General features: G+C 72.6%; 15 protein-coding genes. 8 read left to right on the top strand and 7 right to left on the bottom strand.

All coding sequences use genetic code 11. The annotated features are described in order from the left end of the window. Positions 1-225, bottom strand: a 225-nt coding sequence (locus AN218_RS37385) for a hypothetical protein (RefSeq protein ID WP_420855932.1), incomplete at its 3' end; no start/stop codon positions are given. A gap of 19 nt (positions 226-244) precedes the next feature. On the opposite strand from AN218_RS37385, the gene AN218_RS03115 reads away from it, so the two are divergent. The 3 genes from AN218_RS03115 to AN218_RS03105 all read left to right on the top strand — a co-directional run bounded on the left by AN218_RS03115 (position 245) and on the right by AN218_RS03105 (position 2532). Then, a complete protein-coding gene (locus tag AN218_RS03115; RefSeq protein WP_070015073.1) occupies positions 245-1222 on the top strand; it encodes an NAD(P)H-quinone oxidoreductase in 978 nt (325 codons plus the stop codon). A gap of 199 nt (positions 1223-1421) precedes the next feature. Beyond that, the gene (locus tag AN218_RS35935; protein ID WP_141747416.1) at positions 1422-1862 is read left to right on the top strand and encodes a hypothetical protein; all 441 of its coding nucleotides are present in this window, start codon (positions 1422-1424) and stop codon (positions 1860-1862) included. A gap of 97 nt (positions 1863-1959) precedes the next feature. Next, complete coding sequence (locus tag AN218_RS03105; protein WP_070015061.1) at positions 1960-2532, top strand: bacterial proteasome activator family protein; 573 nt, start codon at positions 1960-1962, stop codon at positions 2530-2532. Positions 2533-2603: 71 nt separating this feature from the next. On the opposite strand, the gene AN218_RS03100 is transcribed toward AN218_RS03105, so the two are convergent. The 3 genes from AN218_RS03100 to AN218_RS03090 form a co-directional block, all read right to left on the bottom strand. Further along, entirely contained in the window at positions 2604-3446 is an 843-nt protein-coding gene (locus AN218_RS03100; RefSeq protein WP_079131767.1) for a TrmH family RNA methyltransferase, read from the bottom strand. Positions 3447-3450: 4 nt separating this feature from the next. Further along, a complete protein-coding gene (locus AN218_RS03095; protein ID WP_070015059.1) occupies positions 3451-4839 on the bottom strand; it encodes an HTTM domain-containing protein in 1389 nt (462 codons plus the stop codon). A 98-nt stretch (positions 4840-4937) separates the two neighbouring features. After that, positions 4938-5648, bottom strand: coding sequence for a DUF5819 family protein (locus tag AN218_RS03090; protein WP_070015057.1), 711 nt, complete (start codon positions 5646-5648; stop codon positions 4938-4940). Between the two features lie 153 nt (positions 5649-5801). Between AN218_RS03090 and paaA the strand changes: the two genes are divergently transcribed. Genes paaA through AN218_RS03065 form a run of 5 tightly spaced genes read left to right on the top strand, consistent with a single transcriptional unit; the run spans position 5802 to position 9522 of the window. After that, positions 5802-6833 carry a 1,2-phenylacetyl-CoA epoxidase subunit PaaA gene (paaA, locus tag AN218_RS03085; protein WP_079131766.1) on the top strand — a complete coding sequence of 344 codons (1032 nt, stop codon included), beginning with the start codon at positions 5802-5804 and terminating at the stop codon, positions 6831-6833. Further along, positions 6833-7120, top strand: coding sequence for a 1,2-phenylacetyl-CoA epoxidase subunit PaaB (gene paaB, locus AN218_RS03080; RefSeq protein ID WP_070015055.1), 288 nt, complete (start codon positions 6833-6835; stop codon positions 7118-7120). Before paaA ends, paaB begins: the two co-directional genes overlap by 1 nt. Beyond that, positions 7117-7896, top strand: a complete 780-nt coding sequence (gene paaC / locus AN218_RS03075) for a 1,2-phenylacetyl-CoA epoxidase subunit PaaC (protein WP_420855931.1) — start codon at positions 7117-7119, stop codon at positions 7894-7896. Before paaB ends, paaC begins: the two co-directional genes overlap by 4 nt. Continuing rightward, on the top strand, positions 7890-8423 hold the full coding sequence (paaD, locus tag AN218_RS03070; protein WP_070015053.1) for a 1,2-phenylacetyl-CoA epoxidase subunit PaaD: 534 nt from the start codon (positions 7890-7892) through the stop codon (positions 8421-8423). Before paaC ends, paaD begins: the two co-directional genes overlap by 7 nt. Before the next feature lie 7 nt (positions 8424-8430). After that, positions 8431-9522 carry a 2Fe-2S iron-sulfur cluster-binding protein gene (locus AN218_RS03065; RefSeq protein WP_070015051.1) on the top strand — a complete coding sequence of 364 codons (1092 nt, stop codon included), beginning with the start codon at positions 8431-8433 and terminating at the stop codon, positions 9520-9522. Between the two features lie 45 nt (positions 9523-9567). Here AN218_RS03065 and AN218_RS03060 read toward each other — a convergent pair whose 3' ends face one another. The 3 genes from AN218_RS03060 to AN218_RS03050 are packed head-to-tail and all read right to left on the bottom strand — an operon-like array spanning position 9568 to position 11427. Beyond that, positions 9568-9909, bottom strand: a complete 342-nt coding sequence (locus AN218_RS03060; protein ID WP_070015049.1) for a rhodanese-like domain-containing protein — start codon at positions 9907-9909, stop codon at positions 9568-9570. A 14-nt stretch (positions 9910-9923) separates the two neighbouring features. Next, positions 9924-10976, bottom strand: a complete 1053-nt coding sequence (locus AN218_RS03055; RefSeq protein WP_244900227.1) for a hypothetical protein — start codon at positions 10974-10976, stop codon at positions 9924-9926. Positions 10977-11028: 52 nt separating this feature from the next. After that, positions 11029-11427, bottom strand: a complete 399-nt coding sequence (locus tag AN218_RS03050; RefSeq protein ID WP_070015047.1) for a winged helix-turn-helix transcriptional regulator — start codon at positions 11425-11427, stop codon at positions 11029-11031. Positions 11428-11453: the final 26 nt, after the last annotated feature.

Here is an 11453-nt window from a genome sequence, read left to right as displayed (position 1 = left end):
CGGGAGTTGGGCCGCGTGGGGCATTCCCGTACCCAGCGCGCCGGTGGCGCACCGCGGCGCCCCGCGGCGTTCCGGACGCCGAACAGTGCGCGTACGCACGGGAGTTGGGCCGCCGCCGTACAGCGGACGTACGGACGGGGACACCGCGGGCGGCGGACGGCCGCCGGACGAGGCGGCGCCGGGCGGTGCCCCGGCGGCGGTGTCCGGGAGTAGCGTCGGCCCCATGGGTACGTCCAACTCCACGATGCACGCTGTCACGATCCCCGAACCAGGCGGCCCCGAGGCGCTCGTCTGGGCCGAGGTCCCCGTCCCCGAACCCGGCGAGGGCGAGGTGCTGGTCGAGGTCGCGGCGAGCGCCGTCAACCGCGCCGACACCCTCCAGCGGCAGGGCTTCTACGACCCGCCGCCCGGCGCCTCCCCGTATCCCGGACTCGAATGCTCCGGCCGGATCTCGGCCGTCGGCCCCGGCGTGAGCACCTGGGCCGTGGGCGACGAGGTGTGCGCGCTGCTCGGCGGCGGCGGGTACGCGGAGCAGGTCGCCGTCCCCACCGGCCAGCTCCTGCCCGTCCCCGACGGCGTCGATCTGCGGACCGCCGCCGCACTGCCCGAAGTGACGTGCACGATCTGGTCGAACGTCTTCATGGTCGCGCATCTGCGTCCCGGCGAGACGCTGCTCGTACACGGCGGCGCGAGCGGCATCGGGACGATGGCGATCCAGCTCGCGAAGGCCGTCGGCGCGACGGTCGCGGTGACCGCGGGCAGCAAGGAGAAGCTGGAGCGCTGCGCGGAGCTGGGCGCCGACGTCCTTATCAACTACCGCGAGCAGGACTTCGTCGAGGCACTGCGCGAGGGCACGGACGGCCACGGCGCCGACGTCATCCTCGACATCATGGGCGCGAAGTATCTGGAGCGGAACGTCAAGGCGCTGGCGGTCAACGGCCGGCTGGCGATCATCGGCCTCCAGGGCGGCCTCAAGGGCGAGCTGAACCTCGGCGCCCTGCTCGCCAAACGGGCGGCGGTGACGGCGACTTCGCTGCGCGCACGTCCGGCGTCGGAGAAGGCGGCGATCGTCGCGGCCGTACGCGAACACGTCTGGCCGCTCGTCTCCGACGGGCGGGTGCGGCCGGTGGTGGACAGCACGGTCCCGATGAGCCGCGCGACGGACGCGCACCGTGCCATGGAGGAGAGCACCCACGTGGGGAAGATCCTGCTCACTCCTTAGAGCCCGCCCTTAGAGTCCGCGGGGAGCGTGTGCGCCGCCGAACAGGGACCCTTCCGGATGCCGGAGTTGTCCAATTATGCAACGCTGATTGCGTTATTGGACGATCCTCAACGGGAGGGTCTCTGCCGTGCGGCACAGACGCCACGCCCCCACCTCCGCCTTCTCTCGCACACTCCGCGCGACCGCCGCGGCACCCTGTGTGTCTCTGCTGCTGACCGCGCTGCTGACCGGAGCGGCGCCCGCCGCGGACGCGTCCGCCGACGTCCGTACGCACGCCGCCGCCGTGGGCCGGCACACCGGCGGTGCCGCGAAGTCGCCGCACCGTCACGGCACTTCGGCCACCGCCGCGCCGCCCTCGACGAGCACGTCCCCGTCCGCGTCTCCCTCCGCGCCCGGAGCGAACGAGGCGGACGAGGCGAACGAGGCCGCCTTCGGCACCCACGATCTGTACGGCGACGACTCCGGTTACGGCACCGGGTCCGGCTCCGGCACGCTGGAGGACGGCTACGCCCCGTCCGACGGCGTACGGCCCACGACCGCGGCCACCGGCGGGGTCTCCCCCGTGCTCCCCCTCGGCGCCGGAATGACCCTGATCGGACTGGGACTCGCCCTGATCGCCCTGCGGTTGAGGCGTGCGTGAGCCGTCCACGCGGCAGGTCCACGGCGTACGTCCGCGAGCGGTCTCCGATGCCGGACTCGCCCGACACATGCCGCGGACGTGCGTGCAGAATGGAGGCATGACACAGCCGAGCAACGAACGCCCAAAGGAGAACCAGCACGTCCTGGTCGTCGGACCTGACGGCATGGCTCTCGGCAGCGCCGACACCAAGGCCGGCGGCGAGGACGGCGACGAGCAGGCTGAGGTCCCCGTGACGGACATGGTCGAGCAGCCCGCGAAGGTCATGCGCATCGGCAGCATGATCAAGCAGCTTCTCGAAGAGGTGAAGTCGGCGCCGCTGGACGAGGCGAGCCGGGTGCGGCTGAAGGAGATCCACACCAGCTCCATCAAGGAGCTGGAGGACGGTCTCGCGCCGGAGCTGATCGAGGAACTCGAGCGGCTCTCGCTGCCGTTCACCGACGGCACGGTCCCGACCGACGCCGAACTGCGCATCGCACAGGCCCAGCTCGTGGGCTGGCTCGAAGGGCTCTTCCACGGCATCCAGACCGCGCTCTTCGCCCAGCAGATGGCGGCGCGCGCGCAGCTCGAGCAGATGCGCAGGGCGCTGCCTCCGGGCGCGCTCCCCGAGGACGGCACCCTCGGCGACCAGGAGCCGGGCCGCCAGGCCCGCTCGGGCGGCCCGTACCTGTGACGGACGGCCCGTAACGGAACGTCCGGAACGGACGGGACCGGCGGGGCCCTCGGGGCCGCGCGGCGAACGCGCTAGGCGCCGTCCCCGCGCGCGGCCTCCGGCGCCCTCCCGGCCATCCAGTGGTAGAGCGTCATCGCCACGCTCGTCGCCAGGTTGTAGCTGGAGACCTGCACCCGCATGGGCAGCGCCACCAGATGGTCCGCGCGCTCGCGCAGCGCGTCCGACAGCCCGTGCCGTTCGGAGCCGAAGGCCACCAGCGCGTCGTCGGGCAGCGGAAGTCCGCGGATGTCCCGGCCCTCCGGATCGAGCGCGTACAGCGGTCCCGCCGGAAGCGCGGACGGCTCGCACCGCCTGACGCACGTGGCGAAGTGCAGCCCCGCGCTCGCCCGTACCACCCCGGGATGCCACGGATCGACGGTGCCGGTGGTGAGCACCCCCGCGGCACCGGCGCCGGCGGCGAGCCGGATCACCGCGCCCACGTTGCCGAGATGGCGCGGATCGTCGAGCACGACGACGGGCGCGGAACGGACGGCGGGGAGCGCGGTGTCGTCCCGTACGGCGAGCGCCGCGACGCCCGTGGGATGAGGACGCGGCACCAGAGCGGACAGCGTTCCGCGGGGGACCTCGCGCAGCAGCCCGTCCAGCGTCCCGGTCAGATCCGGGGCCAGCTCTTCGGCGAGGGCGAGCGCCGCCGCGCGGTCCTCGGCCAGCGCGAGCGGCACCCGCGCACCGAAGCGCACGGCGTGCTTCAGGGCGTGGAATCCGTCCAGCAGCACAGTGCCGTCGGCCAGTCGGCGCCAGCGGCGCAGCAGCGGCGCCGCGTCCGTACCGCCGTCGGTACCGCTGCCTGTGCCGCCGCTCGTGCCGGTCGCCGCCGTTCCTCTGCCCTCTCCTCTGCTTTCCCGCGCGGTCATGCCGTCAGCGTACGGACAGCCCGTCGCCGCTCCGCTGCTGCGGCACCGGCGAGGAACCGCCCCCGTCGCCCCCGTCGTCGGGGCCGCCGCCGGAGCCTCCGGATCCGGAACCCGGACCGTGGCCCCCGCCTCCGTACGCACCCTGTGCCCGTCCGGGACGCACCCGGGCCAGCACCCGCCGCCGGCCCCCGTCGAAGCGGGCGCCGAGCCAGACGAGCGCGACGGTCGGCAGGAAGACCGCGTCGGCGGCGATCATCGCCATCGAGAAGAACGGCAGCCCGAGCAGCACCGCGATGCTCAGATGCTCCGCGATCATCGCGGCGAGCAGCGCGTTCTTGACGCGGCGGTTGAAGAGCGTGAAAGGGAAGGCGACCTGGACCATGACCGTGCCGTACGTGGCGAGCAGGATCAGCAGACCGCTGCCCGCGAGGAACGAACTGAGGCCGGGCCAGGGGGAGAAGTAGTCCAGGTTCATCGGGTAGTAGACGGCCGTGCCGTCCTGCCACCGCGAGCCCTGGATCTTGTACCAGCCGGCCGTCGAGTAGATCAGGCACACCTCGACGACGATGACGAGGAGCGTCGCGTTGTGCGCGAGGTTCGCGACCATGTCGCACACGGCACGCGCCTCGCTGCCCGGCAGATAGCGGTTGACCAGCCACCACGCGGCCTGCGCCGCCCACAGCGCCCAGAAGAACAGGCCCCAGCCGATGCTGAGCGAGCCGCCGACGGTCGCCAGGAGCATGACCGCGCCGAAGACGCTCCACAGCACCACACCCGTGACGTCCGCGGAGGCGCCCTTCACCGACCGGCCGCCGGACCCGGACCCGGCGCGGGCCGCCCGGCGCCGGCGCCGGGCGTCGAGGGACCAGACCTCGGCGCAGCGCGTGAGCACCACGTACATCGCCATGAGGTGGATGACGTTGTCGCCGCCGTCGCCCATGAAGACGCTGCGGTTCTGCAGTCCCAGCACGCCGACCATGTAGATCACGGTCGCGGTGCGGGTGCGCCAGCCGAGGATCACCGCGAGGCTCGCGGCGATCGCCAGCAGATAGACGAACTCGAACCACGCGGCGCTGTCCGACCACATCAGCACCGTGAAGGCGTGGTTGGTGTCGATCAGCCGCTCGGCCAGCCGCCAGCTCCAGGGCCCGTCGGGCCCGTACAGCTCGTGCCGGTGCGGGAATTCGCGCAGCAGGAAGAAGAGCCAGGTGAGGGCGAAGCCGATCCGTACGACCGCGGTCTGGTACGGGGCGACGGCCTCACCGGTGACGCGGGCGAGACCGCGGGCGAGGAACCGGTCCTCGTCCGGCTCGTCGTACGCGGCGAACGGGCGCGCGGGCGCCGGGGGTTGCGCGGGCACCGGCGCGTGCGCGGGCGGCTGCGCGGGAGCCACGGGCGGTTCCGGCCCGTACTGCTGAGGACTCTGCTCGGAACTCCACTGAGGACGCCGAGGAGGCTGCCCGGAACCCTGCTGAGGCGGCTGCTGTTCGGTCACTGGTCCCAGCCCCCCGGAAGGTCCGCGCTGCCGACCTGCCACCAGGGCTGGGTCTGGTACTCGGTCTTGGCGTCCGACTTCTCGTCGCTCCACGGCGGCGGCTTGACGGGCGTGGTGGCGGAGCGTACCTGGATGCGCTCGACCGTCCCGCCGTTGAGTTCACGCCCGAAGCGCAGCATCACGATGCGCTTGACGTACGTCTCGGACAGTTCGCCGCGCAGCCCGACCGGCTTGCCCTTCTCGTCGTGGGCGCCGCGGTAGAACTCCCAGCCGCGGCGGAGTTCGTTCTGCTGGACGTGGCTGGGCGCGACGCTGTGGTCGATGGCCTCGCCGTCCATGCGCGAGAGGTCGACCCAGCCGGTGGTCTCGGTGCTGCCGTCGTCCTTCGCGACGCGGGCGCGCGCCTGCACCGCGATGTTCTGCTGCAGGGGGTTGGGCGCGAAGAGCTTCCAGTTCTGCTCGAACTCCGGATAGACGTAGTCGTCTATGCCTTCGCCGTGTTGCTTGCTGAGCGTGTTCGAGGGCGCTACGTGCAGGAAGACCATCGACAGATGGACGGCCACGGCGAGGACGGCCAGGGCGGCGGATATCGCCACGACCGCCCGTCCGGCCCGCGACAGCCCCGCGAACCCCGAACCGCCCGCTCCCTCCGGCGGCGGCTCAGGCCGCGGCTCCGCCTGCGGCGCCTGCTGCTCTTCTGGCTCCATGCCCTCCCCTGCTCCCCACGTCCGTCGGTCGGTCGGCCGATACGACCCCAGACATTATTCGAGCCTTGACACCCTGTGGGCCCACGGCCCACCATTGAACCGAACGATCGGTCGGTTGGGAGTGCGGCTGCGGCCGCCGGCAAGGGGGTCGTCATGACATCGGTGCTGCTCGGCGAGGGCGCACGGGACGGCGGGGAGCCGGCGGAGTCCGTCGCGGCCTTCGACGGCGCGATCGCCGCGGACGAGCGCATCGAGCCGCGCGACTGGATGCCCGAGGACTACCGCAGGACGCTCGTGCGGCAGATGGCACAGCACGCGCACTCCGAGATCATCGGCATGCAGCCCGAGGCGAACTGGATCACGCGGGCGCCCTCGCTGCGCCGCAAGGCCATCCTCATGGCCAAGGTGCAGGACGAGGCGGGGCACGGACTGTATCTCTACAGCGCCGCGGAGACCCTGGGCACGAGCCGCGAGGAGCTGCTCGACAAGCTCCACTCTGGCCGCCAGAAATACTCCTCGATCTTCAACTACCCGACGCTGACATGGGCGGACGTCGGCGCGATCGGCTGGCTCGTCGACGGCGCCGCGATCACCAACCAGGTGCCGCTGTGCCGCTGTTCGTACGGTCCGTACGCGCGGGCGATGATCCGCATCTGCAAGGAGGAGTCCTTCCATCAGCGGCAGGGCTTCGAACTGCTGCTGGCGCTCAGCCGCGGCACCGAGGCCCAGCACTCCATGGCGCAGGACGCGGTGGACCGCTGGTGGTGGCCGTCGCTGATGATGTTCGGGCCGCCGGACGACGAGTCGTCGCACAGCGCCCGCTCCATGGAGTGGAAGATCAAGCGCCATTCCAACGACGAGCTGCGCCAGCGCTTCGTCGACATCTGCGTCCCGCAGGCCGAGGCGCTCGGCCTGACGCTCCCCGACCCGGAGCTGCGGTGGAACGAGACGCGGGGCCACTGGGACTTCGGCCCGATCGACTGGGAGGAGTTCCGTCAGGTGCTCAAGGGCAACGGGCCGTGCAACGAGGAGCGGCTCCGGCGCCGCCGGGAGGCCCACGAGGACGGCGCATGGGTACGGGAGGCGGCAGCGGCGTACGCGGCGAAGCACTCCGGGCCCGGCAGCGCGGACGGCACTGCGGACGGCGGCGCGCGGGAGCGTACGGAGACGGCGGTGAGCGCGTGATGAGCGGTACGGACTGGCCCCTGTGGGAGGTGTTCGTACGCAGCAGGCGCGGCCTCTCGCACACGCACGCCGGCAGCCTGCACGCGCCCGACGCCGAGATGGCCCTGCGCAATGCGCGCGATCTGTACACGCGCCGCTCGGAGGGAGTCTCCGTGTGGGTCGTGCCGTCCAGCGAGATCACCGCGTCGTCGCCGGACGAGAAGGACCCGTTCTTCGGCCCGGCCGGCGACAAGCCCTACCGGCACCCGACCTTCTACGAGGTGCCGGAGGGGGTGCGGAACCTGTGACGGGACCCGACGAGACGTCCGCCCGTGCGGGCGCGTCCGCCGGGGCCGCCGGTCCCTCGGCCGCTGTGCTCGGCGATCCGCTGCTGCCGCTGGCGGACGACGCCCTGGTGCTCTCCCACCGCCTGGGGGAGTGGGCCGGTCATGCGCCGGTCCTGGAGGAGGAGCTGGCCCTGGCCAACATCGCCCTCGACCTCCTCGGCCAGGCCCGCGCGCTCTACGCCGAGCTGGGCGACGAGGACGAGCTGGCCTTCCTCCGCGAGGAACGGGCCTTCCGCAACTGCCAGTTGGCCGAGCAGCCCAACGGCGACTTCGCGCACACGATGCTGCGCCAGCTCTACTTCTCCGCGTGGCAGGAGCTGCTGTACGCCCAACTCGCCGAGCTGGGCCAGCCGTTGGCGGCGAAGGCGGTCAAGGAGTGCGAGTACCACCGCGACCACGCCGTGCACTGGACGCTGCGCCTCGGCGACGGCACCGAGGAGAGCCACGACCGTGCCCAGCGCGCGGCGGACTCCCTGTGGCGCTACACGGGCGAGCTGTTCGAGCCGCTCGGGGGCCCGGGGCCCGTCGGCCACGTCGACTGGGCGGCCCTGCGCTCGGGCTGGACGGAGCGCATCACCGGTACGTTCGCGCGGGCCGGGCTGACCGTCCCGGTCTCCCCGCAGTCCGGGGCGTGGACGGCGGGGGCGGGGCGACAGGGGCTGCACACCGAGCCGTTCGGACGGATGCTCGCCGAGATGCAGCACCTCCACCGCAGCCACCCGGGGGCGTCATGGTGACCCGTACGGACACCGCGGCGGGGCCCGACACCGCGGCGGCGGAGCGGCAGCGCCTGCTGGAGGCGTGGGCGGGCTCGGTGCCCGACCCGGAGCTTCCGGTGATCACGCTCGCCGAACTGGGCGTGCTGCGCGGCGTCCACGAGACGGAGCCGCACGGCCCGGTCGAGGTCGAGCTGACCCCCACCTACACCGGCTGCCCGGCGGTCGAGGCGATGACGGCGGACATCGAGCACGTCCTGCGGGAGCACGGCGTCCCGGAGGTCGCCGTGCGGGTCGTCCTCGCGCCGCCGTGGAGCACCGACGACATCTCCGACGAGGGCCGCCGCAAGCTGGCCGCCCACGGCATCGCCCCGCCGCGCGGCAACGCGGTGCCCGGCGGTCCCGTCCCGCTGACGCTGGCGATCCGCTGCCCGCAGTGCGGCTCCACGGAGACGACGCTGCTCAGCCGCTTCTCGTCCACGGCCTGCAAGGCGCTGCGCCGCTGTGAGTCCTGCCGGGAGCCCTTCGACCACTTCAAGGAGGTGTGAGGGCGCCGTGAGCACCTTCCATCCGCTGCGCGTCACCGCCGTGGAGCCCCTCACGGACGACTCGGTCGCCCTCACCTTCGCCGTGCCGCCCGAACTGCGCCCGCTCTACGGCTACAAGCCGGGCCAGCACATCGCGCTGCGCCGGCACCGCCCCGGCGCGGACGGCCTCACCGCGGCCACCGAGGTACGGCGTACGTACTCGCTCTGCGCCCCCGCGAGCGACGAGCCCGCGGAGCTGCGCGTCGGGATACGCGGCGTCGAGGGCGGCGACTTCTCCAGCTACGCGGTGAAGGAGCTGCGGGCCGGAGACACCGTGGACGTGCTGCCGCCCGCCGGGCGCTTCGTCCTCGAACCGCGGCCCGGCCGCTTCGCGGCAGTCGTGGGCGGCAGCGGCATCACACCGGTGCTCTCCATCGCCGCCACGCTGCTCACGCGTGAACCCGAGGCGCGCTTCTGCCTCGTACGGAGCGACAGGTCGGCGGCCTCGACGATGTTCCTGGAGGAGGTCGCCGACCTCAAGGACCGCTTCCCCGGCCGCTTTCACCTCGTGACGGTGCTCTCCCGCGAGGAGCAGCAGAGCGGGCTGCCCAGCGGACGGCTGGACGAGGAGCGGCTCGGCGCCCTGCTGCCCTCGCTGCTGTCCGTGCCGGACGTGGACGGCTGGTATCTGTGCGGTCCGCTCGGCCTGGTCGAGGAGGCGTCGCGTGCGCTGCGCGGCCTCGGGGTGCCGCGTGCCCGTATCCACCAGGAGATCTTCCATGTCACGGAGGCGCCGTCGGCTCCGGCCGAGACGCGTCCGCATACACCGGGCGGCGGTTCGCAAACGGCCACCGTCACCGCCAACCTCGACGGCCGCTCCGGCTGCTGGCCGATGGACGACGGCGAGTCCGTGCTGGAGACGGTGCTGCGCCACCGTGCGGACGCACCCTTCGCGTGCAAGGGCGGGGTGTGCGGCACCTGCCGGGTACGGCTGGTCTCCGGCGAGGTGCGCATGGAGCGCAACTACGCCCTGGAGACGGACGAGTTGGAGGCGGGCTATGTGCTGGCCTGCCAGTCCCGTCCGGTGTCCGCGGCGGTGGAGGTGGACTTCGACGGCTGACGGCGGGCCGCCGGTCTGCTGAGCAGCCATGCCGTACCGGGCGGCTCAGAGCACGTATGCGTTCTCGCCGTCGGCGGTCAGCGGACGTCCGGCCGCCTCCCAGGCGAGCATGCCCCCGTCGACGTTGACGGCGTCCACGCCCTGCTGCCGCAGATACTGCGTGACCTGGGCGGACCGGCCGCCGACCCGGCACATCACGTACACGCGCTCGTCCGCACCGGCGCGCTCCGTCAACTCGCCGATCCTGGCGACGAATTCGCTCATCGGGATGTGCAGCGCGCCCTCCGCGCGGCCCGCCTTCCACTCGTCGTCCTCGCGGACGTCGAGCAACAGCGCGTCGGAGGACACCGAGGCGACATCGACCTGTGGCAACTGACCGGACTCCATGACGAACGCTCTCCTCAGTTCTCTTCCGTACCGGCGGTGGCGGCATCGCCGGCCCCCGCCGCGTCTCCTCCGCCGGCGTCCCGCGTCTCCGCGGTGCCTCCCGCGTCCCGCTGCGCGATGAGCCGCGCCAACTCGCTCTCGCGGTCGGCCACTTGCTGCAGGAGCTGTTCGGCGATCTCCTCCAGCAGGGCGTCCGGGTCGTCCGGCGCCATGCGCAGCATCGCGCCGATCGCGCTCTGCTCCATCTCCGCGACCATCGCCGACAGCACCTCCTTGCGCTCCGCCAGCCACTCCAGACGGGCGTAGAGCAGTTCGCTGTGCGGCACCTCCGGTTCCGGTTCCGGTTCGCGCGGCCCGTTCGTCCACTCCTCCAGCAGGTCGCGCAGGGCGTCCGCATCGCCTTCCGCATACGCCTTGTTGACGCGTACGAGGAACTCCTCGCGGCGCTGCCGCTCCCCGGCCTCCTGGGCCAGATCGGGGTGCGCCTTGCGCACCAGCTCGCGGTAGGCCTTGCGCGCCTCCTCGCTGGGACGTACGCGGCTGGGCGGCTGCACGCTCTGCCCGGTGAGCATCGCAGTGGCCTCGGGCGGCATGCCCTCGGAGTCGATCCAGCCGTGGAAGAGCTCCTCGACGCGGGGCATCGGCAGCACCGCGGCCCGTGCCTCCTGCGCCTTGCGCAGATCGTCGGCGTCGCCGCTGATCGCCGCCTTCACCTCGAGGATCGAGGCGTCCAGTTCGTCGAGTCGCGTGTACATCGGGCCGAGGCGCTGGTGGTGCAGGCGGGAGAAGTTCTCGATCTCGACGCGGAAGGTCTCCACCGCGATCTCGTACTCGATGAGGGCGGTCTCGGCGGCCCGTACCGCCTTCTCCAGGCGCTCGGTTCCGGCGTCGGATCCCCCGGCCTCACCGCCGCCGTCACCGCCGTCACCGACGTCACCGCCGTCACCGCCGTCGTCCCCGGCGGAATCCGCGGCTCCGTCGGCTCCGCCGGAGCCCGCACCGGCCCCCTCGGAGGGCTCCGGGCGCTGCTCCGGCTCTTCGGCTTCCGCTTCCGGGTTCGCTGTCATCGGGCCCACCCTACGGAAGCCCTCCGGGGCGTTCCCAGCGCGCCCGTCGGGATCAGGCCCTGAACTCCTCGGGACAGTTGGGCGCTTCGCCCGGAAGGTGCTCATCCGCCCACCGCGTCAGCTCCGCCATCGCGGGCCGCAGCGCGAGCCCCGTCTCCGTGAGCGTGTAGCTGACCCGCAGCGGCGGGCCCTCTTCGACGGTCCGTACGACGAGGCCCAGCGACGCCAGCTCCGTCAGCCGGTCGGAGAGCATCCGCTCGCTGATCCCGGGGACCGCGCGGCGGATCTGCGCGAAGTGTCCCGGCCCGTTCATCAGTGCCGCGAGGACGAGTCCCGTCCAGCGCTTGCCCAGCACCTGGAAGACGCGCGTGATCCCGGTCTCGGGTTCGCTGCACCCGCCGGCGGCGCCGAGCGCCCCCTCCTGCTGCGTCCGTTCCCGGGGCTCTGCCATGGCTCAAGGGTACTGCGCCCACACAA

The sequence above is a fragment of the Streptomyces nanshensis genome, assembly GCF_001751255.1.
In the GTDB taxonomy this organism is placed as follows: Bacteria; Actinomycetota; Actinomycetes; order Streptomycetales; family Streptomycetaceae; genus Streptomyces; species Streptomyces nanshensis_A.
Note: the sequence above shows the minus strand (reverse complement) of the source record. Positions and strands in the feature narration are given on the sequence as shown.

Bases quoted from the DNA above. Each gene is read 5' to 3' on its own strand.
- AN218_RS03060 (WP_070015049.1), bottom strand. From the start codon at position 9,909: ATGGAGTCCGGTCAGTTGCCACAGGTCGATGTCGCCTCGGTGTCCTCC.
- AN218_RS03055 (WP_244900227.1), bottom strand. From the start codon at position 10,976: ATGACAGCGAACCCGGAAGCGGAAGCCGAAGAGCCGGAGCAGCGCCCG.
- AN218_RS03100 (WP_079131767.1), bottom strand. From the start codon at position 3,446: ATGACCGCGCGGGAAAGCAGAGGAGAGGGCAGAGGAACGGCGGCGACC.
- AN218_RS03050 (WP_070015047.1), bottom strand. From the start codon at position 11,427: ATGGCAGAGCCCCGGGAACGGACGCAGCAGGAGGGGGCGCTCGGCGCC.
- AN218_RS03105 (WP_070015061.1), top strand. From the start codon at position 1,960: ATGACACAGCCGAGCAACGAACGCCCAAAGGAGAACCAGCACGTCCTG.
- paaD (WP_070015053.1), top strand. From the start codon at position 7,890: ATGGTGACCCGTACGGACACCGCGGCGGGGCCCGACACCGCGGCGGCG.
- AN218_RS03115 (WP_070015073.1), top strand. From the start codon at position 245: ATGCACGCTGTCACGATCCCCGAACCAGGCGGCCCCGAGGCGCTCGTC.
- paaB (WP_070015055.1), top strand. From the start codon at position 6,833: ATGAGCGGTACGGACTGGCCCCTGTGGGAGGTGTTCGTACGCAGCAGG.
- AN218_RS03090 (WP_070015057.1), bottom strand. From the start codon at position 5,648: ATGGAGCCAGAAGAGCAGCAGGCGCCGCAGGCGGAGCCGCGGCCTGAG.
- paaA (WP_079131766.1), top strand. From the start codon at position 5,802: ATGACATCGGTGCTGCTCGGCGAGGGCGCACGGGACGGCGGGGAGCCG.